The following is a 26770-nucleotide window of genomic DNA, read 5'->3' as shown; positions in this document are numbered from 1 at the left end:
CACGACCATGGACACCACGACCCGCCCCGCCGTCACCGGCCGATCCATCATCGCGGGAACCCCCGTCACCGGATCCGCCGGCACCATCCGTGCCGTCGATCCGGCCACCGGGCAGGACCTCGAGCCGGCCTTCGGCCTGGTGACCGGAAGCGAGCTCGAGGCAGCGACGGCGGCGGCAGCCGAGGCCTTCGACGTGTTTCGCGCCACCAGCCCGGAGGTGCGGGCCGCCCTCCTCGAGCGCATCGCGGACACCATCGACGCGCTGGGGGACGAACTGACCGAACGCGGCGTCCTGGAAACGGGACTGCCTGCCGCCCGCCTGTCCGGTGAGCGCGGCCGCACCGTGGGCCAGCTGCGCCTCTTCGCGGGCGTCGTCCGCAACGGCGACCACCTGCAGGCCCGGATCGATCCCGCACAACCGGACCGCTCGCCCGTGCCGCGGGTCGACATCCGCCAGCGGCACATCGCGCTCGGTCCGGTGGCCGTCTTCGGAGCCAGCAACTTCCCCCTGGCCTTCTCCACAGGAGGCGGCGACACCGCCTCGGCTCTCGCCGCCGGGTGCCCCGTCGTCGTGAAAGCCCACAACGCTCACCCCGGGACCGCCGAGCTCGTCGGCCAGGCCATCAGCCAGGCGGTTGCCGAGAGCGGCCTGCCGGCAGGCGTCTTCTCCCTCGTCTTCGGCGCCGGGGCCTCGGTCGGGCAGGCGCTGGCCGCCGATCCGCGCATCAAGGCCATCGGCTTCACGGGTTCGCGCGCCGCAGGCATCGCCCTGATGACGACAGCGGCAGCGCGGCCCGAGCCCATTCCGGTCTACGCCGAGATGTCCTCCATCAATCCCGTGATCGCCCTGCCGGGAGCACTCCTCGCCGACCCGCAGGGGCTCGCTGCCGGTTTCGTCGCCTCCCTCACCATGGGGGCCGGCCAGTTCTGCACGAATCCCGGACTGGTCTTCGTGCCTGTCGGGGCCGACGGGGACGCCTTCGTCTCCGCGGCCGCTTCCCTGCTCGGCGACGCACAGGGTGCCACCATGCTCACCGCTGGGATCGCCGCGTCCTGCCAGGCCGGGATCGACGATCTCCGGACGAGGAACGGCGTGGACCTGGTCACGGAAGGTCGGCCGGGCGATACCGAGAACGCCCCCGCACCTGCCCTGTTCAGTACCTCGGCCAGCACCTTCATCGCCGACCCGACGCTCCAGGAGGAGGTCTTCGGCTCAGCGGGAGTCCTCGTCCGCTACGCGAGCGAGCAGGAGCTGCGCATGGGCCTGGAAGCATTGCAGGGCCAGCTGACGGCGACGGTCCATGCGGCGGACAGCGATCATCCGACCGCAGCGGACCTCCTGCCCGTGCTCGAGCGCAAGGTCGGGCGCATCCTCTTCAACGGCTGGCCCACCGGGGTGGAGGTGGGCCACGCCATGGTGCATGGCGGCCCCTTCCCTGCGACATCGGATTCACGCTCCACCTCGGTGGGGACGCTCGCCATCGCCCGCTTCCAGCGTCCGGTGAGCTACCAGAATCTTCCCGACGCCGTCCTTCCGGCAGCGCTGCAGGATGCGAACCCGTGGTCGCTGAACCGTCGGATCGACGGCACGGTCCGGGCTGAGGGCTGAACCGTGTCCGATCAGGCACCTGTCATCACATCGGTCGAGGTCGTCCCGGTCGCCGGCTACGACAGCATGCTGCTGAACCTCAGTGGCGCGCACGGCCCGTTCTTCACCCGCAACATCGCGATCATGACGGACAGCAACGGACGCACGGGCCTCGGCGAGGTGCCGGGCGGTGAAGCGATCCGCGCCACGATCGAGGATGCTGCGGCACTCCTCGCGGGTCGACCGGTCGCGGCGTACCGCAGCCTGCTGCGGACCGTCGCCCGGACCTTCGCCGATCGGGACGCCGGAGGGCGGGGACTCCAGACCTTCGACCTCCGCACCACCATCCATGCCGTGACCGCCCTGGAGTCCTGCCTGCTCGATCTGCTCGGGCAGCATCTGGACGTTCCCGTCGCGGAACTCCTCGGCGACGGCCAGCAGCGCGACCGCGTCCAGATGCTCGGCTACCTCTTCTTCGTCGGTGATGCGGGAGCGACGGATCTCCCCTATCTCGACGGCGACGACCCGTCGGACCGGTGGGGTCGGCTCCGGCGCAGCGAAGCGATGACGCCCGACGCCGTCGTGGCACTGGCGGAAGCCGCACAGGAGCGGTACGGGTTCCAGGACTTCAAGCTCAAGGGCGGCGTCCTCGCCGGCGACGAGGAGATCGCTGCGGTCACGGCGCTCGCCGCCCGCTTCCCCGACGCTCGCATCACCCTCGATCCCAACGGCGCGTGGTCGCTGGCCGAAGCCGTGCGGCTGTGCTCGGGCCTGGAGGACGTCCTCGCCTACGCGGAGGACCCGTGCGGCACGGAGAACGGCTTCTCCGGTCGCGAGGTCATGGCGGAGTTCAAGCGGGCCACGGGACTGCAGACGGCAACGAACATGGTGGCCACCGACTGGCGGCAGATGGCCCACGCCATCCGCTCGAACGCCGTGGACATCCCCCTGGCCGATCCACACTTCTGGACGATGCAGGGCTCCGTGCGGGTGGCGCAACTGTGCGACGACTTCGGGCTGACCTGGGGCTCCCACTCGAACAACCACTTCGACATCTCCCTGGCCATGTTCACCCAGGTCGGTGCGGCAGCACCCGGACGGGTGACGGCTCTGGACACGCACTGGATCTGGCAGGACGGCCAGCCACTCACGAAGCAGCCGCTGCAGATCCAAGGCGGCTACATCGAGGTGCCGGCCCGCTCCGGCCTGGGCGTGGAGCTCGACCGGGACGCTCTGCAGTCCGCCCACGAACTGTATCTGCAGCACGGGCTCGACGCCCGGGACGATTCGGTGGGCATGCAGTTCCTCCTCCCGGGCTGGGCCTTCAACCCGAAGCGGCCGGCACTGCAGCGCTGAGCGCCATACCCGCCGGCAGGAGAACGAAGACGCCCCGGAATGGACTCCCGGGGCGTCTTCATGCGCGGACGACACGATCCCGCGGCTCCCGAGGTGGAGCCGCGGGAGCCGACAGGTGCCCTACCGCACCCCCGCACGTCGACGGCGGTCGTTGCCGGACCGCAGGTCCCGGTTGAGGCGGCGGTCGCCGTGGTACAGGATCGACTCCCAGTCGGCTTCCTCGGCCGTCTTCGCGATGACCTTCGACTCCTCGACCTTCTTCTTCCGCGGCGACACGTACAGCCAGTTCAGGACGCCGAGCCCCATGTCGACCATCGAGTTCTTGATGCCGATGTACGCGCGGATGGCGCCGGCCGCGAGCAGCGCATTGAGCCCCGCGAAGACGGCGTTGCCCCAGTTCTGCTCCATCACGTCGCGGGCCAGGGTGAGCAGCGAGAACGCCACGATCGCGTACGGGATCACCACGTAGAGGCCCGGCGCCGCGGTGCGGTCCTTGACCTTGGGCGTGCGGACGAACGGGATCTTCTCCCCCGTGAACGCCTGCTGGATGGACTTCAGCACGCCCGCGAGGTTGACGGGCAGCAGCACGAGGTTGAAGCCGTAGATCCGGAAGATGTCCGAGAAGCGGTGCCCGCAGTCGCGGAGGTCGCTGCCCATGGCCAGGAAGTACGGGGCAGCGGCCAGGAAGACGACCGGGCTGAGGAGCCTGCTGTCGTAGGGGTACGCGAGCAGGAACAGCAGCCCGAAGCTCGCCCAGGCGATGGACGCCATGTAGTTGACGCGGAGCAGCACCTCGCGGGCGAGGACCTGCTCGCGGAGGTGGCGGCGCCGTCGTAGCTGGTTCCACAGCTTCGGCAGGATCAGCAGGCCACCGTTGGCCCAGCGCCGCCGCTGCACCACGAGGGAGCCGAAGTCCGGCGGCGTGGCGCTGTAGCTGAGGCGCTCGGGGTAGTTCATGAGCGTCCAGCCGTGCGTGCCGAGGTCCACGCTGGACTCGGTGTCCTCGATGACCGTGCGGTCCTGGATGTACGTCTTGATCTCGAAGCCGCCCACATTGTCGACCTCGACGATGTCCTCCACCGCGCGCTTACGGATCACGGCATTCGCACCCACCCAGAAGGTGGCCCCGTAGTAGGACATGCCCTGGTGCAGGATGTGCTGGATGTCCGTCGTCGCGCCGGCTACCCGCTCGATGCGCGTGGGCGCTCCGCGGAAGGACGAGTACGGCGTCTGCGTGACGGCGATGCGCTCGTTGCCAGGGGATTCGAGCAGGTGCACGAGCCGCAGGCAGTAGTCGCGCAGCAGCAGCGAGTCGGCGTCGAGGGTCAGGAGGTAGGTCGAGTCGGGCACGTCGAGGACGTCGTCGGCCACGTCGCCGCCGTCCGCCGCACCCATCGGCCGCAGCACCGTCCCCGCGGCGGTGTGCTCCTTCTGCCACCGCTGCCCCATGAGGGAGATGTAGGCGTTGAGGTTCATGGCCTTGTTCGCCTCGTGGGACAGGGACGCGTACGCCTTCCGCTCGAACGTCTCGAGCCGCGTGTTGAAGATCCGCACCAGCCGCACGTACAGCTCGCGGACGCGTGCCGGCTCGGGCGCCTGGGACTGCGCATGGGCGGCGTTGAGTGCGTAGATGGTGAGCCGCAGCTCGCGCGCCAGGCCCATGATCACGAGGTCCACGAAGAACTCGTCCACGTGGTCCTCCACGCGCTCGGCGTCGGCCATGTCCTCGAGCCACGCCGCGGCGTCCTCGTAGGCGGCGATGACCGCCGGCAGTTCGGAGCACGACGCGTCGTCGCCGTCGTGGGCGGCCAGTCGCGCCTCGAACGCGGCCAGTGCCGCGGTCGCGCGGGTGGAGGGCTCGAGGAGGCTCGATTCGATCTCGAAGCTCAGCGCCCGGGTGGCGTCGAGGCGCTGGCGGACCACGGGGTCGGTGGGGTGCGGCGGATCGTCGAGGAGCAGCACCACGCGGATGTTGGGGAACTCCTGCAGCGCGGCGGACCACAGCGTCGCGCGCACCACCGCGGGCTCCTCCGCGTACGAGGGGACCAGCACGGTGATGCCCTCGTGGTGGTCGGCGAAGTGGCGGTCCAGCTCACCGCGTGGCACGCGCTTGTGGTCCCGGAACCGGTACAGCGCACCCTGGCGCGCCAGCAGGTACATGAGCGCGGAGAACGTCAGGAACGTGACCACGATCAGGTACGACGTCGCCTCCACCTGGAACCGGAAGCCCGCGTTCGGGTTGTTGGCGAACTGGCGCAGGATCGTCGTGACGATGTAGGTGAGCCAGGCGAGCACCGTGATGACGATGCCGAGCCGGCCCAGGGCGATCTTCCGCGAGGACGGCGTCGGGTGCACGATCGACAGCGGCTCCGAACGCCGCTCGGCACCCCACTGGCGTCGGCGTGGCGGTGCCGTATCGGGGGCGGCCGCGGCCGCCAGCTCGAGGATGGCGGTCTGGGCGGCGGGCGACGACGGCATCGCGGACGCGCCGGCCGCATCGGCCGGCGCTGCGTCGGACTGCGCACGTGCCTGTCGTCTGGAGGCTCGGTACTCGGCGGCATCGCGGGATCTGGACATTGCTTCCTCGGCGGTCGTGGGACGGGTGAACGCCTTCCATCGCCCCGGCGGCAGACAGCGTCACTCTCCACCATCGGCCCGCATCGGTTCGGCGTTAGTGACAGGGGTGACGGCGGCCCTTTTTTCCCCTACGCTTCAAGCGTCTCGCGCATCCGAAGTGCGCTCTCCCGCCTCGTTCGAGGCTGTCATCTGGGGTTCCTGTGTCTGCTCGTTTTCCTGGCCGGAAGCTGTCCGTCGTCCGCCTCGCTGTCCTGTCCGTCGTGCTCGGCGGTGTCGCCGTCGGCGGCCTCACCGGCTTCAACCGCTGGGAGGACGCCAAGTCCGCCGAGAGCACCGGTGCCTTCTTCGCCGGCTACGTCGACGTGACGGCCACACCCGCCTACGCGTTCGAGGTCCCGTCCGCGGACGCGGGGAACTCGGTGATGCTGTCCTTCATCGTGGCCTCGACGACAGACCCGTGCGAGCCGTCGTGGGGGACCTTCTACGGACTCGACGAGGCAGAGGTGGCGCTCGATCTCGACCGGCGCGTGGCCCGCCTGGTGCAGGACGGCGGCGAGGTGACCGTCTCGTTCGGCGGCCTGCTCAACGACGAGCTCGCGACCGCGTGCACCGACCCCGAGGACCTGAAGGACGCGTACGAAGCCGTCGTCGACCGGTACTCGCTGTCCACGGTGGACCTCGACATCGAGGGCGAGAACCTGAAGGACACCGCCGCCGGGGAGCGCCGCGCGGAGGCCATGGCCGCCCTGCAGGCCGAGCGCGCCGACACCGACACCCCCCTGAATGTCTGGCTGACCCTGCCGGTCGCGCCCACGGGACTGACCGCCGAGGGGACCGCCGCCGTCGCGCAGTTCCTCGAGGCCGGGGTGGACCTCGCCGGCGTGAACGTCATGACCATGGACTACGGGGGAAGCCGCCCGGAGGGCACCGACATGCTCACGGCGTCGCAGAACGCGGCCGATGCCACCCACCGCCAGGTGCAGGTGCTGTACGAGCGGGCCGGCAAGGAGCTCGGGCCGCAGGCAGCGTGGCGGAAGATCGGCCTCACCCCGATGATCGGGCAGAACGACGTCAAGGGCGAGGTCTTCACGCTCGACGACGCGAAGGCCTTCAACACGTTCGCCGCCGAGCGCGGCGTGGGCCGCATGTCCATGTGGTCACTCAACCGCGACGGCACCTGCAGCGAGAACTACGCCGACACCACCGTGGTCTCCGATGCGTGCAGCGGAGTCGACCAGCAGGGCATGCTCTTCGCACCGCTGCTCGGTGAGGGCTTCACCGGCCGCGCAGCGACGCTCGCCGAGGTGCCGGTGGCCGAGGAGTCGCCGGAGGCCCTGGTCGAGGACGATCCCGAGACGAGCCCCTACCCGATCTGGTCCGACGTCGGCACCTACCGCGAGGACGACCGCGTGGTGTGGCAGGGCAACGTGTACGTGGCGAAGTACTGGACGCAGGGCGACCTGCCCAACGATCCGGTGCTGCAGGCGGAGGAGACCCCCTGGACGCTGCTCGGGCCGGTGCTGCCCGACGAGCGTCCCGTCCCCGCGGTCACCGCTCCCGCCGACCTGTACCCCGCGTGGGATCCGGCCACGGTGTACGAGCGGGGCGCCCGCATCCTCGTGGACGGCCGCGTGTACGAGGCGAAGTGGTGGAGCCAGAGCGACAGCCCGGAAGCCGCCGTGCAGGGCTCGGACGCCTCACCGTGGCAGAAGCTCGACGACGCCGCGCTCGTGAAGATCATCGAGGAGAAGGCGGGCTCCTAGCAGGCCGGTCCGCGGCCCGGGGCGGGGCGGGGCTGGGAGTCAGCCCGCCTCGGGCACCAGCACCGTCACCCCCGCCGCCTCGAGCGCCGCCGCGAGCGCGGGGTCGGGAGCCTTGTCCGTCACCAGGTAGTCGGCACCCTCCAGCGGGACGATCTGCGCGAACAGCCGGCGGCCGAGCTTGGTGGAGTCCGCGAGGATGGCGGTGCGATCCGCCCGGCGCACCATGTCGGCCATCATCGTCGCGTCACCGAGGTTGGACGCGGAGTAGCCGGACGCGTCCACGGCTCCGACGGCGATGAGCGCGATGTCGCAGCGGATGTCCACCTCGGGCGTGTTCGCGTTCATCCTGAGGGTCACGGGACCCGTGGTCGCCTGGGTCAGGGTGCGCACGGCTCCGCCGAACAGATAGAGATCCCGGAACACCGCCGGCGAGATCTCGGCCGGGATGCGCAGGTTGTTCGTGGCGATGGTCAGGTTGCGGTGGTTCCGCAGGGCCCGCGCCACGGCGAGGCTCGTGGTGCCCGCATTGATCATCAGCACCGATCCGTCGGTCACCAGTTCGACGGCGAGCTGGGCGATCGCCTCCTTCTCCGCGGTCTGCATGCTGAGCCGCACGTCGATCTCCCGGTCGCGCCCTGCCCGCTCGGCGGCGCTCACGGCCCCTCCATGGGTACGGACCAGGACGTTCTCGCGGTCGAGCTGGTCGAGGTCCCGCCGGATGGTGTCGATGGACACATCGAAATGGGCGGCGAGGTCCGCGACCGTCACCCGTCCCACCTCGTCGACGTAGGCGGCCAGATCGGCCTTCCTGCCCGCCGGTAGGCGCCGCGAGCGCTGCAGTTCCTGCGAAGTCATGCACCCATTCGTAACACACGCCCTGCAGAAGATGCAGCATAACCGCATGAAACTGCAGACTCTGGCGCCTTGAGCGGGCTTCCGATACCGATCCGACGCGTAATCGCGACTCATAACTCTTGACGGAGGAGCAGGAGCAGGCGCACAATCGTGGTGAAAGACGCAAGAAACAGCATAAGCGAGCGAAATCCTGCACTATCTCAACGAGGAGACCTGATGTCCACCCATCGGCGTATGCGTAACCGAGTCACCCTGTTCACGGGCATTGCCACCACCGCGGTATCGATCGTCGCGCTCACCGGCTGCGGTTCAGGCGGTTCGAGCGGCGCCGAGGAAGCGGGCGGAGATGTCACCATCGAATTCGCCCAGTGGTGGGAACCTGAACTTCCCGACGGCGAGTTCCGCGCCCTCATCGATACGTTCGAGGAGGCTAACCCCGAGATCACCGTCGACCTCGTCAGCGGCCCCTACGCCTCCACCAAGGAGCAGTTGTTCGCGGGAGCCGCCTCCGGGACCATGCCGGATGTCGTCGGCCTGGACGGCGCCTGGGTCAGCGACTTCGCCGAGCAGGGTGTCATCGCCGACCTGACCCCGCTCCTGGACGAGGCCGGCTTCGACGACAGCCAGCTCGTGAGCCAGGTCAAGGTCGAGGACAAGACCTACATGGTCCCGGTCGTGAACTTCGTCTATCCCATGTTCACCAACGACGACCTCCTGTCCCAGGCCGGCGTGGCAGCACCTCCGGAGACCCGCACCGAGTTCGCCGATGCGGCCGGCAAGGTCTCCGACCTCGACGGCGACGCCTCCGGCTGGGTGCTCCCCCTCTCCCTCGAGGCTCCGAACGGCGTGCAGAACGACGTCATGTCCTGGGCCTGGGCCTCGGGCGGCACCATGCTGAAGGACGGCCAGCCGGACCTCACCAACGAGGACGTCACCTCCGCCGTCGACTTCATCGGCGGACTCTGGGACGACGGCGTGATCGCCCCCGGCAGCTTCACCATGAAGGAGCAGGACAAGGTCGAGGAGTTCACCAACGGCCGCGTCGGCATGATGATCGACTCCCTCGCGCACATCAACCTGATCCGCGAGACCAATCCGGACCTCAACTTCTCCATCTCCGCCGTGCCGGCAGCCGACGACTACTCGGGCGAGCGCGGCATCCCCTACGCCTCCTGGGGCATCGGCGTCGCCGAGAACTCCGAGCACAAGGACGCGGCCGCGAAGCTGGTCTCGTTCCTGATGAGCGAGGAGACCAACTCCGAGCTCTCCACCATGGCGAACGCCTTCCCCGGCAACACCGAATCGGTGCCCGCGTTCGTCGAGGACGACGACCTGTTCAAGAAGGCCTTCGACATCTACCAGGCGGGCTACCCCGCGAACGAGTTCGTCGGCCTGCCCGTGGCCGAGGAACTGATGCGCCAGCTGGGTGCCCAGCTGCAGTCCGCCCTCGATGGCCAGCAGTCCCTTTCCGAGGCGCTCGAGAAGGCGCAGACGGAATGGGAAGGCGAGTTCTAGGTCCTCCACCCACCGGATCGGGCATCGCTGTCCCCACGCGGTGCCCGATCCCCCACAAAGGTCGTCCCCATGAGCATCCGCACTTTCACCGCTCCCGACCCCGAGACCCTGGTCAACGGAGCCCAGCCCCCCAGGAAGCGCCGCCAGCTCCGCCGCGCCGGCGAGTCCTACGGCTTCCTGGCCCCTACCCTGATCCTGCTGCTCGTCCTCATGATCGTGCCGATCGTGATGGTCGTCGGCTACTCCTTCCAGGACAACGTGATCCTGAAGTCGTCCTCGGAGTTCACCGGGATCGCCAACTACGTCACCGTGCTGACGGACCCGGGCTTCTGGAAGGCCACGGGCAACACCCTCTACTTCTGCCTCATCAGCGTCGCCGCGCACCTCGTGCTGGGACTCACCTTCGCGATGCTGCTCAACAGCCGCCTCATCAGCGCACCGTCCCGGGCGTTCTTCCGGGCCCTGTACGTCCTGCCGTGGCTGTTCACGGCGGCCGTCATCGCAGTGCTGTGGAGGATGCTCCTGTCCCCCAACGGCATCGTGAACTTCCTGCTGGACACCGACGTGGAATGGCTCGCCTCCCCGCAGCTCGCCCTCGGGACGGTGACGTTCATCAACATCTGGGCCGGCTACCCGTTCTTCATGGTGAGCTTGCTCGCGGGCCTGCAGGGCATCCCGCAGGATCTGCACGAGGCGGCGAGCATCGACGGCGCGAGCCCCGTGCAGCGCTTCTGGAACGTCACCATCCCGCAGCTCCGCCCGATCATCGTCAGCCTGCTGCTGCTCGACCTCATCTGGACCTCGCAGCAGTTCGCCCTCATCTGGCTGACCACCGGCGGCGGGCCGATCGACGTCACCGAGATGCTCAGCACCTACACCTACAAGCTCGCCTTCGCCAACTACGACTTCTCGCTCGCGGCGACCTCCGCCGTCCTGGTGCTGCTGCTGTCGATGGTGCTGGCCGTGCTCTACGTACGCCACCAGAAAGCAAGGGATTGACATGGCGCTCACCACGCAAGGCCGGACCCGCCTGGCCCGCTCCGGAGTGCTGGCAGGACTCATTCTCGGCGCCGTCTTCGCCGCCGGGCCCGTCCTCTGGATGCTCTCGAGCTCGTTCAAGTCGAACACGGAGATCTTCGAGCTCCCGCCGCGACTGATCACCGGTTCGTTCTCGTTCGACGCCTACGCAGCGATCCTCACCGACTCCGAGACGCTCCGGTTCTTCTTCAACAGCTACCTCGTGGCCGGCGCGGTGACCATCCTGACGCTGCTGGTCGCGATCCACGCCGCCTACGCGTTCAGCCGCTTCGAGTTCCGCGGCAAGCGGGTGCTGAACGTCGTCATCATCAGCGTCCAGGCCGTCCCGCCGATCACGCTGCTGATCCCGTACTTCGGGCTCGTCGTCGGGCTCGGCCTCTACAACACCTACCCCGGCCTGATCCTCACCTACATGGTGTTCACGCTGCCCTACGCCATCATCATGATGACCGGCTACCTGAACACCCTGCCGCGCGAACTCGACGAGGCCGTCCGCGTGGACGGCGCCGGCTCGCTCACCGCCCTCTGGCGGGTCCTCGTGCCCATCTCGGTGCCGGGCATCGTCTCGGTCGGCATCTACACCTTCATGATCGCGTGGAACGAGTACCTCTTCGCACTGACCCTCACCCGGACCACCGAGATGCGCACCGTGCCCATCGGGATCCAGCTCCTCATGGGGCAGCACTCCTACGAGTGGAACCAGATCATGGCGATGAGCATCCTCGGGTCCATCCCGGTGCTGATCCTCTTCCTGGTGCTCCAGCGCTACTTCATCAGCGGCCTCACGGCCGGTTCGGTCAAGAGCTGACCCCTGTCCCCCGTCCGATCCATCCCGCGCACGTCATCTATCAAGGAGAATCACTGTGCTGTACACCGGTAAGTCCATCCTCGACATCGCCAACGAACACAACTTCGCCATCCCCGCCTTCAACATCAGCGACTGGGCCATGTTCAACGGCGTCATGGACATCAGTGAGGAGAAGGAGGCCCCGGTCATCATCGCGATCCACCCGGACGAGGTCTCCCACATCACCACCGACCTGATCGCCGCGATGCGCAGCCGCGCCCACCGCTCCAGCGTCCCCGTGGCCATCCACTGGGACCACGGCGGAACCTACGAGCAGATGATCACCGCCATCCAGGCCGGCTTCACCTCGGTCATGATCGACGCCTCCCTGCTGCCCTTCGACGAGAACGTCGCGCTGACCCGCAAGGTCGTCGAGGCGGCGCACGCCGTCGGCATCCAGGTGGAGGGTGAGCTCGGCACCATCGGAGCCAATGACAGCTACGGGGAGTCCGGCGCCGCGGAGATCATCTACACGAACACCGACGACGCCGTGCGCTTCGTGAAGGAGACCGGCGTGGACAGCCTCGCCATCGCGATCGGCACTTCCCACGGCCTGTACCCCGCGGAGAAGAACCCCGAGCTGCGCCACGACCTCCTCGAGGAGATCAAGGCGGCCGTCGGCATCCCGCTCGTCCTCCACGGAGGCTCCGCGAACCCCGACAGCGAGCTGGCGCGCGCCGTGAGCCTGGGCATCAACAAGATCAACATCTCGAGCGACATCAAGGTCTCCTACCACAACGCCATGCGGCGGATCCTCGGGACCGACGAGCGCCTGCGCGAGCCGAACGCCATCCAGCCCGAGGCCATCGCGGCGCTGAAGGTCACCGCCGCGGAGAAGATCGAACTGTTCGGCGCGGACGGCAAGGCCAAACTGTACTGAGGACTGCGACCACGCGACGGAGAACGGGAAGGGGATCGGTGCCATGGGAACCACGCTCGTGCTCGGGCTCGGCGGGACCGTCGACTACGAGGTGCGCTGGGATGCGGCGGTCGTCGAAGCCCTGGCCTCGCGGTTCGGCATCCGCGGGGCGGAGCTCACCACCATGGCACCGATCGTCGACGAGCGGTCGCTGGTGGTGACCATCCTCGCCTTCGTCCGGGACGGCGCCGGCGGCGAGCGCTTCGTGGTCTCCTCCGACGTGGTCAAGGACTTCTCGGAACGCTTCGCCACCGAGATCACCCTCGGTGGCACCGGGGTGCGGGCGGGCATCGCGCTCGACCGCCTGGGGATCCCGAGCGTCCAGCACCTCGTCAGCATCGACGACAACGTGCGCCGGCTGCTGCCGGGATCGATGTCCTACGTCAGTTCCGCGACGGAGGACACCCTCGATCCGCACCTGATCGTGCAGTACCCCGCCGGGACGGTCATCCGGCTCGACGACGGGGAGATCGTGTCGCCGTCGTCGAACCGGCTGATCTTCGCGAACGATCCGCCGAACCGCAGCATGGCGATCGCGCCGGAACTGGGGGAAGCGCTCGAGGACGCCGGGGCCCTGCTGGTCTCGGGCTTCAACACCATGCAGGACGAGGACCTCCTGGAGCGCCGCCTCACCGAACTCGACACGGCGATGGACCGCCTGCCGTCCGACGCGCTCGTCTACTACGAGGATGCCGGCTTCTACGTGCGGCGGTTCGCCGAGCGGATCTGGACCCACCTGCTGCCGCGCATCGACGTGTACGGCATGAACGAGGACGAGCTGCAGGAGTACGTGGCGCGTCCCGTGGACCTGCTGAACGCCAAGGACGTCGCCGCGGCCCTCCTCGAGGTGCACAGCCTCATCCCGGTGCCGGCGCTGCTGGTGCACACGCAGCACTGGGCCATCGCCATCGGACCCGCCGCCGGCCGGCACCGCGACGCCGTCGCGAACGCCGTGCAGATGGCGGCCACGCGCTTCCGGCTGGGCGACGGTTTCACGGCGGCCGACTTCGAGGCGACGGCGCTCCTCTCGCACAGCGTGCGGGGCGAGGACGTGGTGGACGGCGTGGAGCGGATGATTCCGGGCTCGGTGGGCGTGCCCGCCTTCCGGATCGACACCATGACGCCGACGACGATCGGGCTGGGCGACAGCTTCGTGGGTGGCTTCCTGGTGGTCCACGCGCCGGTGCGGGAGCCGCAGCCATGATCGAGCGGCTGCCCTCGAACCGGCCGCCGGAGCGTTTCTACCGCGGCGGTGCGCGCATCTCCGCCTTCCGCGGCGAACCGTCCGCGGCCGAGTTCGAGCCGGAGGACTGGATCGGCTCGACGACCACGATCTTCGGCGAGGCGGACCTCGGGCTCACCCGCCTGGCGGACGGCACGCTCCTGCGCGATGCCGTCTCGTCGGATCCCGGGTACTGGCTCGGGAGGGAGCACGCAGCCCGCTGGGGCAGTGACGTCCGGCTGCTGGTCAAACTGCTCGACGCCGGCCAGCGCCTGCCCGTGCATGCCCACCCCGACGCCGCCTTCGCCGCCCGGCAGCTCGGGCACAACCACGGCAAGGCCGAGGCCTGGTACATCCTGCAGGGTGGCACGGTGCACCTCGGTCTCACGCGGGATGTTAGCGAAGCGGAACTCGCCTCCCTCGTCGAGGCACAGGACGTCGATGCGCTCCTCGGACTGCTGCACGAGGTCGACGTCGCGCCGGGCGATGTGGTGTGGGTGCCGCCGGGCGTGCTGCACGCGATCGGCGCCGGGGTGCTGCTGCTGGAACTGCAGCAGCCCGAGGACCTCTCGATCCTGCTGGAGTGGCGGGACTTCGCGCTCGACGGCACGGCCGACGGCCACCTGGGCCTCGGGTTCGACGTCGCCCTGACGGCCATACAGCGGACGGCGGTCTCCCGCGAAGCGCTCGCGGGCCTCGTGCGGACGGCGCCGCCCATGGGCTCCGTGTTCCCGCCCGACGCCGATGCCTTCTTCCGCCTCGAGCGCGTCCCCGTTCAGGGGCAGGTTCCCCTCGATCCGGGCTTCGCGGTGCTGGTCGTCAGCGACGGTGCCGTCAGCATCGGTGGCCGGCCCGCTCCCCGCGGCAGCACCTGGCTGCTTCCGGCTGGCGCCGGCAGCGTCCTGCTCGACGGCGCCGGCGAGGTCTTGCTGGCCAGGCCGCCTGCCGCCTGACGGCCCTTCGGAGAGCAGGCGACGCCTGACCGGCAGCATGATGCCCGAGTGCGATGAATCCTGCCCGCCCGCCCCGTCCATCCTGCGTCGGACGAAGGTAGGGTCGGAGCGACGCCACACCGTGGCATGAGGAGCGCAGGATGTCTGCACCACAGATCTACATCAGCTTCCCGGGGACCGCGCGGGAAGCGCTGGGCTTCTACGCCGAGGTGTTCGGCGGCGAGGTGTCCCTCTTCACGTACGGGGACTTCGCCAGGACGGACGGGCCGCCGGACGCCGTGGCGCACGGGGTGCTCGACGGCGTCGTCGCCCTCGCGGGATCGGATGCCGCGGCAGGCGAGACGACCCTGCGCTGCGAGGGGCTGATGCTGTCGCTGCTCGGCACCGCCGAGCCACCCGTCCTGCAGGCGTGGTTCGACCGGCTCGCCGAGGGCGGGACCGTCGTCGACCCCCTGGCGCCGAAGCCATGGGGTGCCTCGGACGGGCAGGTCGTCGACCGCCACGGGCTGCACTGGCTCATCGGCTACGAGCCGGCCCAGTCGCAGCCGGAGGACGACGCACGCTGACCCGGCCGGTTCGGATCGTCTCCCTAGAATGGGGGGATGGTCTCCCCCGCGTCCTCGTCCGCGCCACTGCTGGTCCTGAAGAAGATCAGCGACATCCTCGATGCCTTCTCCCTGCGCCGCCCGGAACTGAGCCTGACCGACATCAGGGAAGCGACCGGGCTCCCGACGTCCACGGTGCAGCGCCTCGTGGGGAACCTGGTGGCCAACGGCTTCCTCGACCGGGTGGGCGACCACTACCGGGTGGGGCTCAAGATGTCCTTCTGGGCCGCTCCGGCCACCCAGGACCTCGACCGCCTGGAGATCGTGAAGCCGGTCCTGACCGACCTGCGGGACCGCCTGGGTGAGACGGCGTGCTTCTTCGAGTCCTCGATGCACTACCGGGTGTGCGTGGCGATGGCCGAGACGCACCACATGCTGCGCCGGGAGATGAAGGTGGGCCGGATCCTGCCCCTGCACGCGGGATCCGCCGGACGCGTGCTCCTCGCATGGACGGAGGGGCTCCTCGCCGAGATCGAGGCCGAGTCGCTGGACCGGTTGACGGACAGCACCATCACCGACAGCCGGGCCCTCCGGGCCGCCGTCGACCGGGCGCGCGAGGACGGCTACGCGATCACCACGGGCGAGCGGCAGTCGGGGGCGAGTGGCCTGTCAGCCCCCGTGTTCGACTCCCAGGGGGATCTCGTCGGCGCCGTCACCGTGATGGGGCCGACCCTCCGGATGCCCCTCGAGGTGTGCGAGCAGTGGGTGGAGGACCTCCTGGCGGCTGCCGAACAGATCACGAGGATGCTCGGGGGCAGGCATCCCGGCGAGGCGCAGCGGCCGTCGCCGGGCGGCGGCAGCTAGGCGGCGTCCTTCGGCAGGACCCACCCGAACGCCTTGGCCTCCGAGCGGGCTCCCTGGGCCGCCTTGGAGTGGCTCGCCTCGCCGACCTCGGCGGTGACTCCCTCGCCGAGGCGGACGAGTGCTGCGAACGTGTCCGGTGTCAGCCAGTCCGGGCGGAGCGCGAAGAGCAGGTCCTCGGTGGCGGTGTTCCCCGAGGCGCCCGGTGCGAACGGGCAGCCGCCCAGTCCGCCGAGGGCGCCGTCGATCATGGTCGCGCCGGCGTCGGTCGCCGCCAGGGCGTTGGCCACCCCCATCCCCCAGGTGTCGTGCCCGTGGAACACGATCTCCTCGAAACGGCCCGTGTCGCGGACCTTCCCGATCAGGGAGCCGACCTCGCCGGGAGAGGCCTGCCCCAGCGTGTCGCAGATGACGACGCCGTCGGTGCCCTCGGCGCGGGGATCGCGCACCAGGTCGAGGACGCGCTGCGGGTCGACGTCGCCCTCGAAGGGGCACGTGAAGGAGGTGGCCAGGCACAGCTGGATGGTCGCCCCGGCGGCATGCGCGAGCCCGACGGCCTCGGGCAGCGCGTCCATGCTCGCCTCGGTGGTGCGCCCGATGTTCGCGAGGTTGTGCGCGTCGGTGACGCTGAGGCAGTACTGCAGGTGCAGCGCGCCGGCCGCGAGCGCCCGGCGGACGTTGCCCGGGGTGGCGACCCACACGTGGCAGTACGCCCGTTCCTCCGGGGTCAGCAGCTCGAGGAGTTCGACGGTGTTGGCCATCGACGGCACGAGGTCCGGCCGGGCCATGGAGCCCACCTCGATGGCGGTCACGCCGGTGGCCAGGAGCTCGCGGACGATCTCCGCCTTCCTGGCCGTGGGGAGGATGCCGCCGGTGAGCTGCAGGCCGTCGCGGAGGGTGACGTCGCGGAGGACTGCGCGGGAGTCGGGGGTGTTCATACGGTCTCCAGTTCCGTTCGGGCGATGAAGTCGCCGGCCTGCTCGGGCGTCCTGCCGAGCAGGCCGACGAGGATGTCGTGGGTGTCGGCGCCGAGGTCGGGGCCGAGGTTGCGGATCGCCAGCGAGGATCCGCCGATAACGGGCATGATGCCCGGGAAGGCGACGCCCGGCAGGGTCCTCTCCCCGTCGGAGACGTCGAGGTGCTGGACCATGTTGCGGGCCCGGTACTGCTCGTCGTCGACGATGTCCCCGGCCGTGTAGATGGGCCCGGAGGGAACCCCGGCCTGGTCGAGGAGCGCGAGGGCCTCGGCGGCGGTGTGCCGGCCGGACCACTCGCCGATTGCGGCGTCGAGCTCGTCGCGCCGCGCCCAGCGCTGGGCGTTGCTCTCCAGCCCGGGATCGTCGGCGAGATCGGGACGCCCGATGATCTGCATGTAGCGCTTGAAGATGCTGTCGCCGTTCCCCGCGACCACGATGCTCCCGCCGTCGGAGCAGAGGTAGGCGTTCGACGGCGCGATGCCCTCCATCCTCCCGCCGGTTCGTTCCCGCTGGAGGCCGTAGGCGCTGTAGTCCGGGACCAGTGATTCCATCACCGACAGCATCGCCTCGTTGAGTGCCACGTCGATGATGCGGTGGTCGAGGGGCGGCCGCTGGATGCCCGAGTCCCGCTCGCGGGCGAAGAGTGCCATGACGGACCCGAACGCCGCGTAGAGGCCGGCGATCGAGTCGCCGATCGAGACACCGACGCGGACCGGCGGCCGGTCCGGATCGCCCACGAGGTGGCGGAAGCCGCCGTAGGCCTCGGCCACGGCAGCGAAGCCGGGCCGGGAGGACATGGGGCCGGTCTGCCCGAAGGCGGAGATCCGGGTGACGATGATGCCCGGTTTCGCCGCGTCGAGCTCCGCCGGGCCGAGGCCCCACTTCTCGAGGGTGCCGGGGCGGAAGTTCTCGAGCACGATGTCGCACTGCCCGACGAGGTCGAGGATGCAGCGGCGGCCCTCGTCGGTGCGGAGGTCCACGACCATCGACTTCTTGTTCCGGTTGATGGTCCGGTACAGCATGGACGTGGTGCCCGAGCCCAGCCGCCAGTTCCGCAGCTCGTCGCCGGTGCGCGGGCGTTCGATCTTGATCACCTCGGCGCCGAAGTCGGCGAGCAGCCGGCCGGCGGTGGGCGCCGCGATGTAGTTGCCGAGTTCGAGGACGCGGATGCCTTTCAGCGGCGCAACCTGGTCAGTGGTAGTCACGGTGCCCTTTCTAGAGGAAGAGACTGAGGATCAGGGTGAACCCGAGCGCCACCACGGACGCGACGGAGACGCCGATGGAGCAGGTCTTGAAGGTCCCCCGCGTGGTCTGGCCGAGCATGGACTGCAGCAGCCAGAAGGTGTTGGACGTGACGTGGACGAAGAACAGCGATCCTGCGCCGGCGGCCAGCGCGATGAGGACCGGGTCGAGTCCCAGCGTCGGTGCGACGGGCGCCAGGAGCCCGGCCGCGGTGATCGCGGAGATGGAGACCGACCCGACAGCCACGTGGAGCAGGGCCGCGATGCCCCACACCACGAGCAGCGGGGCCACGGACGAGGCGGAGAAGTAGCCGCCCAGGACGTCGCCCATGCCGCTCGCGGCGACGACGGCGGCGAGCGCGCCACCGGCGCCGGTGAGGATCAGGATCTGCCCGGACTCACGGAAACCGCCGACGACGGCTTCCTCGACGCGCTTGGTCCCGATGGTGCGGCGGGCGACGAAGCTGGTGCCGAGCAGGCCGATCAGGAGCGCGATGACCGGGGTGGAGAGGAAGTCGGTGACGGGCGACGTGAAGCCGGCCATCCCGGCCAGGGCGCCACCGCCGATGAGGACGAGGGACAGGAGCATGGGACCGAACATGACGAGCAGGCTCGCCTCCTTCGGGCCCCTCGCCGTGCGGGTCCGCACGTCGTAGGGGAGCAGTCCGACACGGCTCCGCGGGTCCGAGGCGGGCAGGACCGCCGCCGGATCGTCCGACGGCGCGACAGGGGCACCGCCGGGGGCGGTGCCGTCGGCACCGAGGTCCTGCGCCTCCTCCACCGGTTCCTGGTCCTTCTCCACGTTCCAGAAACCGCGCTGGATGAAGAAGTCCATGATGAAGATCGAGACGAGGATCGTCGGGATGATGACGAGCAGGCCGAAGATGAGCATGCTGCCCAGGGGGACGCCCAGCAGGCCGGCCAGCGCCACGGTCGCGACGCCCGGGACCATGAGGACGATGCCGCACTCGAGGCTGATGGCCATGGCGGTGGCCATCCTCGCCGTTCCGAATTTCCCGAGCTTCGGGGCGATGCGCCGCGCCAGGGGTGCGCTCATGACCAGCAGCACGTCGAGGAAGATCGACTGCAGCATGGTGCCGAGCGTCAGCCCCAGCGCGTACGGGATGCCCTTGGGCCCGAAGACCTTCATCAACCGCTCGACGAGTTTGTTGATGGCTCCCATCTCGTTGAGGATCGCGCCCATGAGGACACCCCAGGCGATGAGCAGCCCGACCTCGAACATGATGTCGCCGAAGCCCTGCATGATCGTGTCCGTCGTGCCCGTGGCCCCCAGGCCGGTGGCGAGGCCGAGGCCGGCGGCTCCGATCACCAGGGAGAGCGCCGGGTTGACCCGTAATTTGAGGATCAGGAACACGATGGCGATGATCGCCACCGCCGTGATCGAGAGGATCTGCCAGTCTGCCATGAGTCCCGCTTCGTCGTTGAAGGCCGATGTCGGCTGATTGCTACTCACAATCTGAACATGCGCTCATAATGTGAGTCAAACACCATTGACGCGAGCTGGACAGATTGCGAATCATCGTCGTCGGCGGCGGACAGCACGGCGGATCCCGCTGGTTGTCCGCGCCGCAGCGCGGGCAACCAGCACTACTCCCCGGAGGCAGGGGCGACGTCGAGGATCCAGGTGACGCCGAAGCTGTCCGTCAGCATGCCGAATCCGGGGGTCCATGCGGAGGCGGCCAGGGGTTCGATGACGGTTGCCGCGACGGAGAGCCTGGACCAGTAGTCCTGCACGGCGTCGAGGTCGGTGCCGCGGACGGAGACGAAGAACGGCTGGTCGGTGATCGTGGTGCCGTTCTCGCGCCGGGTCGACCCCGCGGTGTCCGCCGGACCGCCCGACTGTCCTGGGATGTCGTACGCCATGACACGAAATCCTTCCTCGGTCTCGACCTGACCGAAGACGACGTCGTCCGCACCGGGGAGTCCCGCGGGCATGCCGAAGTCACCGTACGTCGCGATCGTGACCTGGCCGCCGAAGACGGACCGGTAGAAGTCCAGGGCTGCCCGGGCGTCGCCGCGGAAGTTCAGGTGGGTGGTCGTGGTGATGCTCATGGCTGCTCCTTGTGGGATCGGATGCCGGGGCTCTCCCCGACGTTCCCGACTCTCGCAGGCATGTAGGACGGTTCCGGTCCTACACCGGACCTAGGATCGGAGGCATGACGACAACCGCCTCGCGCCTGTTGCAGCTGCTGTCCCTGCTGCAGATGCGGCGGGACTGGCCGGGGTCCCTGCTGGCGGAGCGCCTGGAGATCAGCCATCGGACGGTGCGGCGCGACGTCGACCGCCTGCGCGACATGGGTTACACCATCCGCGCCACGATGGGCCCCGACGGCGGCTACCGGCTCGACGCCGGCGGTGAGGTACCCCCTCTCTTGTTCGACGACGACCAGGTCATCGCCCTGGCCGTGGCGTTGCAGACGGTGCCCGCCTCCGGAGTGGGGATCGGGGAGGCGGCGAGCCGCGTCCTGGCCACGGTGCGCCAGGTCCTGCCCTCCCGGCTGCGGCACCGCCTCGATGCTTTGGACGTCACTGCGCTCCCCGCCTTCCCCGGCGACCAGGCGCGGAGAACGGTGTCACCGGAGGTGCTCATCACCCTCTCCGCCGCCATCCGGGCCCGCATGGTGCTGCGCTTCGACTACGCCGGCGGAAGAGCCTCCGCCGACGCCGGTCCCACGCCTCCCCGCAGGGCGGAGCCGCACCATCTCGTCGCCGCACAGGGGCGCTGGTACCTGGTGGCCTGGGACCTCGACCGGAACGACTGGCGCATCTTCCGCGCGGACCGGATCGATGCCCGCAGCCCCTCGGGTCCACGGTTCACGGCACGGCAGATTCCCGGCGACGACGTCGCCGGGTTCGTCGCGGCGCGCTTCAAAGGCTCCGGCCAGGACGATCGATGGCCGTGCACCGGGACGGTGATCCTGCACCGCCCGGCGTCCGAGGTGCTCCCGTTCGCCGGTGACGGCACCGTCGAGGATCTCGGCGCCGACCGGTGCGGCCTGACGGCGGGGGCCTGGTCGTGGGTGGCCCTCGCCGCCTCCCTGAACCGCTTCGACACCGACGTCGACGTCGTCCATCCGCCGGAACTGGCCGAGGCCTTCGCACACCTCGCGGTGCGTAACACCGCGACGGCGGCTGCGTTCTCCGCACAGGACGGCGGCCGGACCCTCCTGGCGGGCGAACGGCGATCGACCCCGACCGCCACCTAGGCGGCCGGGGTCGATCGTCGGTCCTGCGGCTACCGCTCAGGCAGCTACTTCGAGGCGCCCGCCGTCGAGCTCGTCGTCTCGTCGGCGTCGGGATCCCCCGCGCGGCCCTCCGGCTCGGCGGTGGTGACCCGCCCGCCGTCCACGTGGTGGCGGTCGTTCCGGCCGTCGTCGCCCCTGGTCTTGAGCAGGCTCGCGACGGTGGCGACGGCGATCGTGGCGCCGATGAATAACAGCGAGAACCAGATGGGGATCTCGGGGACCCAGAGGAGCGGCTGTCCGCCGTTGATGAAGGACAGCTCGTTGACGTGCAGGGCGTGGAAGACGAGCTTCACGCCGATGAACGCGAGGATGACGGCGAGGCCCTGGGCCAGGTAGACCAGGCGTTCGAGCAGCCCGCCGATGAGGAAGAACAGCTGGCGCAGGCCCATGAGGGCGAAGGCATTGGCGGTGAAGACGATGTACGCCTCGTTGGTCAGGCCGTAGATCGCGGGGATGGAGTCGACGGCGAAGATCAGGTCCACGAAGCCGATCGCGATGATGGTGAGCAGCATCGGGGTGACGAAGCGCGTGCCGCCCTTCTTCACGGTGAGCCTGTCCTCGTGGTACTCGTCCGTGACGGGCAGGACGCGGCGGACGAGCTGCATGAACTTGCCGTCGGCGGGGTTGGAGTCGTGGCTGCCGAACGCCTGCTTGTAGGCCAGGAAGAGCAGCAGGGCGCCGAAGATGTAGAAGACCCAGGAGAAGTTCTCGATCAGACCGGCGCCGATGGCGATGAATGCGCCGCGGAGGATCAGGGCGATGATGATGCCGATCATCAGCACCTTCTGCTGGTACTTCTTCGGGACAGCGAAGCCGGTCATCACGATGAGGAAGACGAAGAGGTTGTCGATGGACAGTGCCTTCTCCGTCAGGTAGCCGGCGAAGTACTCGCCGCCGAACGTCCAGCCCGACAGAACGCCGATCCCGACGCCGAAGAGCAGGGCGAGGCCGATGTAGAAGGCGGACCAGCGCGCGGACTCGCCGATGGTCGGTTCGTGGGGTTTGCGCACGTGCGCGAAGAACTCGTAGACGAAGAAGAGGATCGTCACGGCAATGGTGATCAACCAGATCAGGGGTGTGACCTGCATGAGGGGTACTCCAAAGGGTAGGCGTCGGACATAGGCGCCAAGGTCTCCTCCGCCCGGTCGGAACCGGAACCGATCGGCCCGGAATGCAGCGGTGCATCCGTATTGACGGGCCGATCACAGACGGGAGTACTCCCCTTGATACAAAAAGCCTAACGCACGTGCGCCCTGCAGGATTCCCGCCTCCGGATCTGTCGGCCGGATGGCTAGGCTGGGTGAATGGCCACGGTTCTCCTCGTGCGGCACGGCCGCACCACAGCAAATGCGTCCGGACTGCTGGCCGGGCGGGCCGACGGCGTCAGCCTCGACGAGATCGGCCGCGACCAGGCGGCCGCGACGGGTACGCGGCTCGCGGCCGTGCCCGTCGTCGGGGTGGTGTCCAGTCCCCTGCAGCGGTGCCGGCAAACTGCGCAGTTCATCCTCGACCGGCAGACCGGCACCCCGCACGCGCCAGTTGACGCCGGGATCACCGAGTGCGACTACGGGCAATGGCAGGGCCGCATGCTCGCCGATCTCGCGACCGAGGCGCTGTGGCCGGTGGTGCAGTCGCAGCCGTCCGCCGTCACGTTCCCCGGCGGCGAGTCCATGGCTGCGATGCAGGCCCGGTCGGTGGCGGCGATCCGCCGCCACGACGCTGCCTTCGAGGCGGAGTTCGGGCCGGGTGCCGTGTGGGTGGCGGTGAGCCACGGCGACATCATCAAGTCGGTCCTGGCCGACGCGCTCGGCACGCACCTCGACCTGTTCCAGCGCATCCACGTGGGCCCGGCCTCCGTCTCGATCGTGCAGTACGGCTCGAGCCGACCGACCGTCCTCGCCACCAACACCGACGCCGGGGACCTGTCGTGGCTGTCGGCCGCCGCCCCCTCCGGTGATGCGCCGGTGGGCGGTGGCGCAGGGCACACGACTCCCCCGACCGCAGGAGCCTAAGGTAGTCCTATGCCTACAACTGTTCACGAGTTCGAGTGGCCCGACCGGGTGGTCATCGGCACCATCGGCGTTCCGGGACAGCGCACGTTCTACCTGCAGGTGCGCACGGGGAAGCAGATCGTCAGCATCGCGATGGAGAAGCAGCAGTCGGCCCAGCTCGCCGAGAAGATCGACGAGGTCCTCGACCAGCTCATCGCCCTCGATGGCAACCCCTTCAGTATTCCCACGAGCACTCCGATCGAGCTCGTCGACAACGACCAGCTCGAGACGGTCGAGGAGCAGTTCCGTACCGGTGTCATGAGCCTGGGGTGGGACCCGACGACGGCGCAGATCGTCATCGAGGCCTATCCGCTCTCCGACGCCGACGACGACGAGGCGTTGCTCGAGGACGACGACGTCGACGCGGCCGAGATGCTGCGGGTCCGGATGCCGGTCGGTACCGCCCGTGCCTTCGCCAAGCGGGCCCGCGAGGTGGTGGGCGCAGGGCGTCCCATCTGCGAGCTCTGCGGCTACCCCATCGACGCCGAAGGGCACATCTGCACCCTCCCCGAGGCCTGATGCCGGCGCCCGACCTGGTGACCGCCGAGCTGACTCTGACGGGCCGCATCACGACGGCGTCGAACGCCACGTTCCTGGGCAGCATCAGTGACACGGCGGTCGTGTACAAGCCGATCAAGGGCGAGAAACCGCTGTGGGACTTCCCCGACGGTTACCTGGCCCATCGGGAGGTCGCGGCCTACCTCGTGTCCGAGGCGTTCGGCTGGAACATCGTGCCGCGCACGTGGCTGCGCGACGGCCCGTTCGGCGAGGGCATGGTGCAGCTCTGGCAGGAGACGGACCCCGACCAGGACGCCGTGGACCTCGTCACGGCTGATGACGTGCCGGAGACGGGTTGGAAGCAGGTCCTCGAGGGCCAGGACGAAAGCGGCCGGATCGTGGCCCTCGTCCACGAGGACACCCCGGCACTGCGGCGGATGGCGGTATTCGATGTTCTCGCCAACAACGCCGACCGCAAAGGTGACCACATCCTCGCGATGGGCGACGGACACCGGTACGGCGTGGACCACGGGCTCACATTCCATCAAGACCACAAGCTGCGCACGGTGCTGTGGGGGTGGGTGGGCGAAGCGCTGACCGCCGAGGAGCTCGAGGGCATCGATCGTGTGCGCGACGGTCTTCAGGGGTCACTTGGTCGTGAGCTTGCGGAGTTGCTCACGGCCGAGGAGATCGCGTCGCTCGCTGCTCGTTGCGCAGCCCTGGGAGCAACCGGGAGGTTCCCACCTCCGCACGGGGAGATGCCGGCGGTTCCCTGGCCGCTGTTTTGAGGTGACTGTTACAGTCATCGACGCGGAGCCTCGGGTGGCCCCATGCCCTGTGCCATGTAGCGGAACCTTTGAGCGGCGAGGAGTAGTGGCGCATAGATTTCGGCACTGACTATCGCTACACAAAACGGTGTCGTAAACGCCGTTGGACAACATCGATAAGGGATGTAGCGAAAACGTTCGTATGTGCCACTCTGGTTGGGCGCCCGAGGCAGGAATGCAGAACCACCCGTGGCTGAAGGCATGAGCTCGACTCCGAAGAACGTCGCCTGTCGATCCTTCAGTTTGCTCCACGTGTCCAGTCCGGGATCGCAGAGCGACTGGGAAGCGTTTCAGTCAGGTCACCATGTGATCGCGCCTGCCGGACTGGCGGGCTTCGGGAAGACCATTCACCCAAAACTGATGGCGCCCGCCGCCGTCGGCTTTCCTTGGTGGAAGCGTGCATCGCGGTGTCGCTAGGCGCTGACAACTTCTGCTTATGGATGAGCTGCTGCCCGATCTACGCAATGCACGTTCACAAGACTCGTTGTGGCTTTCATCCCCGGTTCATTCGGTATTGACCGCCCCGACCATTGCAGCGTGGAGCGTCGAGCAAGGGGAATTACCCCAGGCCACATCTGAAAGGGACATCACCTCATGGCATTTCGCCTGACCAAAACTCTCGCCACCGCTGTCGCCGGGCTGGCACTCGCCACCGTCGCGCCAGCTGCCGTCGCGCACGCCACGCCCGAGCAAGCAGGCGGTGCACCGATTCTGATCGGGCACCGCGGGGCTGCTGGCACCGCGCCCGAGAACACGGTCGCCGCGTTTAAGGATGGACGCGCATCCGGTGCCGACTTCTTCGAGATCGACGTGCAGCTGAGCGCCGACGGCGTTCCGTTCCTCTTTCACGATGACACCCCGGCGCGCACGACGAACGTCAAGGAGGTGTTCCCGGGCAGGGAGGACGACCCAATCACATCGTTCACCTGGGCGGAGCTGCAGCAGCTCGACGCCGGCTCCTACTTCAGCGACAAGTACACGGGCGAGCGGATTCCGCATCTGGACGACGCAGCCCAGGTCGCCACCATCAAGACCGGTGTGTATATCGAGATCAAGTCCCCCGTGTACTCCCCCGGGGTCGAGCGGGTCGTTGCCGACGCACTGCGCAACGACCCTCGATGGAGCCGGCTGGTCGCGGCGGACAAGATTCAGGTCCTGGGTTTCGACGAGGCATCAAACCGACGGTTTGCCGGTATAGCTCCGGAGATCGAGCTTCAGCAACTCACCGGCGTGGTGCCTCCGCGTGCGGTGGTCGAATCGTGGGCAACCTTCGCGGACTCGGTGGGTTCCAACTACCGGACGCTCACCGCGCAGAACGTCACTGATGTGAAGAACGCGGGCCTGGTCCTCGGCGTCTACACGGTGAACTCACCCGAGGCCGTGCAGTACTCGTTGGATCTGGGCGTCGACGCGGTAACCACCGATTTCCCCATACAGAACCAGCGCTTCCTCGAGGGTCAGCCGGTGTTCCCCGGCGCCGGTATCGAGATCGCCGATTCGCTGAACAATCCCGCCGGCGACGACGTTCAGCCCGAGACCGGCGAGTACGTGCTGCTGCGCAACACGTCAACAGCACCCGTCGATGTGAGCGGGGCGGTCATCCGCGATGCAGCCAGCACTATCCTCACCATCGGCGCAGGCTACGTGCTGGCCCCGGGCGCCGAACTGCGCGTCTACACCGGCCCCGGAACCAACTCCACGCAGGCCTACTACAACGGCGGCAGCGCTTCCGTGCTGAACAACGGCGGCGACTCGGTCGCATTATGGATCGGCACCCGCCTGCAGGACGTCTTCGCGAACTAGGCCCCTCACCCTTCGCGCTTCCAGCGCCCGCCAGCCGAAGCTCCGCCCGGCTGACGGGCGCTTTCTCG

General features: G+C 68.8%; 23 protein-coding genes. 16 read left to right on the top strand and 7 right to left on the bottom strand.

Going from position 1 to position 26770, the window contains the following annotated elements; translation table 11 throughout:
- Window positions 1-7: 7 nt before the first annotated feature.
- Together ACX80U_RS12940 and ACX80U_RS12935 are read left to right on the top strand one after the other, a co-directional pair.
- On the top strand, window positions 8-1609 hold the full coding sequence (locus tag ACX80U_RS12940; protein WP_459268754.1) for an aldehyde dehydrogenase (NADP(+)): 1602 nt from the start codon (window positions 8-10) through the stop codon (window positions 1607-1609).
- A 66-nt stretch (window positions 1610-1675) separates the two neighbouring features.
- Window positions 1676-2944: an enolase C-terminal domain-like protein gene (locus ACX80U_RS12935; protein WP_459268802.1), complete on the top strand. Its 1269-nt coding sequence runs from the start codon at window positions 1676-1678 to the stop codon at window positions 2942-2944.
- Between the two features lie 120 nt (window positions 2945-3064).
- Here the strand turns inward: ACX80U_RS12935 and ACX80U_RS12930 are convergent, their stop codons facing one another.
- Window positions 3065-5521: a glycosyltransferase family 2 protein gene (locus ACX80U_RS12930; RefSeq protein WP_459268753.1), complete on the bottom strand. Its 2457-nt coding sequence runs from the start codon at window positions 5519-5521 to the stop codon at window positions 3065-3067.
- Window positions 5522-5721: 200 nt separating this feature from the next.
- Between ACX80U_RS12930 and ACX80U_RS12925 the strand changes: the two genes are divergently transcribed.
- Window positions 5722-7284, top strand: a complete 1563-nt coding sequence (locus ACX80U_RS12925) for a carbohydrate-binding protein (protein ID WP_133080188.1) — start codon at window positions 5722-5724, stop codon at window positions 7282-7284.
- A gap of 39 nt (window positions 7285-7323) precedes the next feature.
- Here ACX80U_RS12925 and ACX80U_RS12920 read toward each other — a convergent pair whose 3' ends face one another.
- Window positions 7324-8139, bottom strand: a complete 816-nt coding sequence (locus ACX80U_RS12920; RefSeq protein ID WP_133080187.1) for a DeoR family transcriptional regulator — start codon at window positions 8137-8139, stop codon at window positions 7324-7326.
- A gap of 234 nt (window positions 8140-8373) precedes the next feature.
- Here ACX80U_RS12920 and ACX80U_RS12915 point away from each other — a divergent pair, with 234 nt between their 5' ends.
- The 8 genes from ACX80U_RS12915 (at window position 8374) to ACX80U_RS12880 (ending at window position 16042) form a co-directional block, all read left to right on the top strand.
- Window positions 8374-9654 carry an extracellular solute-binding protein gene (locus ACX80U_RS12915; RefSeq protein WP_133080186.1) on the top strand — a complete coding sequence of 427 codons (1281 nt, stop codon included), beginning with the start codon at window positions 8374-8376 and terminating at the stop codon, window positions 9652-9654.
- Window positions 9655-9723: 69 nt separating this feature from the next.
- Window positions 9724-10653: a carbohydrate ABC transporter permease gene (locus ACX80U_RS12910; RefSeq protein ID WP_459268752.1), complete on the top strand. Its 930-nt coding sequence runs from the start codon at window positions 9724-9726 to the stop codon at window positions 10651-10653.
- 1 nt (window position 10654) lies between these two features.
- Window positions 10655-11500 (top strand): ABC transporter permease subunit, encoded by an 846-nt coding sequence (locus ACX80U_RS12905; RefSeq protein ID WP_133080184.1) that lies wholly within the window; start codon window positions 10655-10657, stop codon window positions 11498-11500.
- Window positions 11501-11555: 55 nt separating this feature from the next.
- Window positions 11556-12419: a ketose-bisphosphate aldolase gene (locus ACX80U_RS12900; RefSeq protein ID WP_133080183.1), complete on the top strand. Its 864-nt coding sequence runs from the start codon at window positions 11556-11558 to the stop codon at window positions 12417-12419.
- Between the two features lie 43 nt (window positions 12420-12462).
- Window positions 12463-13662, top strand: coding sequence for an ADP-dependent glucokinase/phosphofructokinase (locus ACX80U_RS12895; protein WP_459268751.1), 1200 nt, complete (start codon window positions 12463-12465; stop codon window positions 13660-13662).
- Complete coding sequence (locus ACX80U_RS12890; RefSeq protein WP_459268750.1) at window positions 13659-14633, top strand: class I mannose-6-phosphate isomerase; 975 nt, start codon at window positions 13659-13661, stop codon at window positions 14631-14633. Before ACX80U_RS12895 ends, ACX80U_RS12890 begins: the two co-directional genes overlap by 4 nt.
- A gap of 140 nt (window positions 14634-14773) precedes the next feature.
- Window positions 14774-15199, top strand: coding sequence for a VOC family protein (locus ACX80U_RS12885; RefSeq protein WP_459268749.1), 426 nt, complete (start codon window positions 14774-14776; stop codon window positions 15197-15199).
- Window positions 15200-15235: 36 nt separating this feature from the next.
- Window positions 15236-16042 carry an IclR family transcriptional regulator gene (locus ACX80U_RS12880; RefSeq protein ID WP_459268748.1) on the top strand — a complete coding sequence of 269 codons (807 nt, stop codon included), beginning with the start codon at window positions 15236-15238 and terminating at the stop codon, window positions 16040-16042.
- On the opposite strand, the gene ACX80U_RS12875 is transcribed toward ACX80U_RS12880, so the two are convergent.
- The 4 genes from ACX80U_RS12875 to ACX80U_RS12860 form a co-directional block, all read right to left on the bottom strand.
- Window positions 16039-16977, bottom strand: a complete 939-nt coding sequence (locus ACX80U_RS12875) for a beta/alpha barrel domain-containing protein (RefSeq protein WP_459268747.1) — start codon at window positions 16975-16977, stop codon at window positions 16039-16041. The two genes, ACX80U_RS12880 and ACX80U_RS12875, sit on opposite strands and share 4 nt — an antisense overlap.
- Entirely contained in the window at window positions 16974-18221 is a 1248-nt protein-coding gene (locus ACX80U_RS12870; RefSeq protein WP_459268746.1) for a CaiB/BaiF CoA transferase family protein, read from the bottom strand. The genes ACX80U_RS12875 and ACX80U_RS12870 overlap by 4 nt, the downstream gene beginning before the upstream one ends.
- A 10-nt stretch (window positions 18222-18231) precedes the next feature.
- Complete coding sequence (locus ACX80U_RS12865; protein WP_459268745.1) at window positions 18232-19731, bottom strand: GntP family permease; 1500 nt, start codon at window positions 19729-19731, stop codon at window positions 18232-18234.
- A gap of 134 nt (window positions 19732-19865) precedes the next feature.
- Window positions 19866-20330, bottom strand: a complete 465-nt coding sequence (locus ACX80U_RS12860; protein ID WP_459268744.1) for a VOC family protein — start codon at window positions 20328-20330, stop codon at window positions 19866-19868.
- A 104-nt stretch (window positions 20331-20434) separates the two neighbouring features.
- On the opposite strand from ACX80U_RS12860, the gene ACX80U_RS12855 reads away from it, so the two are divergent.
- A complete protein-coding gene (locus tag ACX80U_RS12855; RefSeq protein ID WP_459268743.1) occupies window positions 20435-21484 on the top strand; it encodes a helix-turn-helix transcriptional regulator in 1050 nt (349 codons plus the stop codon).
- Between the two features lie 44 nt (window positions 21485-21528).
- Here the strand turns inward: ACX80U_RS12855 and ACX80U_RS12850 are convergent, their stop codons facing one another.
- Entirely contained in the window at window positions 21529-22611 is a 1083-nt protein-coding gene (locus ACX80U_RS12850) for a TerC family protein (protein WP_459268742.1), read from the bottom strand.
- A 216-nt stretch (window positions 22612-22827) separates the two neighbouring features.
- Between ACX80U_RS12850 and ACX80U_RS12845 the strand changes: the two genes are divergently transcribed.
- The 4 genes from ACX80U_RS12845 to ACX80U_RS12830 all read left to right on the top strand — a co-directional run bounded on the left by ACX80U_RS12845 (window position 22828) and on the right by ACX80U_RS12830 (window position 26702).
- Window positions 22828-23535, top strand: coding sequence for an MSMEG_4193 family putative phosphomutase (locus ACX80U_RS12845; protein ID WP_459268741.1), 708 nt, complete (start codon window positions 22828-22830; stop codon window positions 23533-23535).
- Between the two features lie 9 nt (window positions 23536-23544).
- Window positions 23545-24093 carry a DUF3090 domain-containing protein gene (locus ACX80U_RS12840; protein WP_133080173.1) on the top strand — a complete coding sequence of 183 codons (549 nt, stop codon included), beginning with the start codon at window positions 23545-23547 and terminating at the stop codon, window positions 24091-24093.
- Window positions 24093-24860 carry an SCO1664 family protein gene (locus tag ACX80U_RS12835; RefSeq protein ID WP_459268740.1) on the top strand — a complete coding sequence of 256 codons (768 nt, stop codon included), beginning with the start codon at window positions 24093-24095 and terminating at the stop codon, window positions 24858-24860. The genes ACX80U_RS12840 and ACX80U_RS12835 overlap by 1 nt, the downstream gene beginning before the upstream one ends.
- A 633-nt stretch (window positions 24861-25493) precedes the next feature.
- The gene (locus ACX80U_RS12830) at window positions 25494-26702 is read left to right on the top strand and encodes a glycerophosphodiester phosphodiesterase family protein (RefSeq protein WP_459268739.1); all 1209 of its coding nucleotides are present in this window, start codon (window positions 25494-25496) and stop codon (window positions 26700-26702) included.
- The last annotated feature ends 68 nt before the right edge of the window (window positions 26703-26770 follow it).

Source organism: Arthrobacter sp. TmT3-37 (assembly GCF_054510835.1).
The sequence above is the reverse complement of the archived record's forward strand: the minus strand, read 5'-3'. Positions and strand labels throughout refer to the sequence as shown.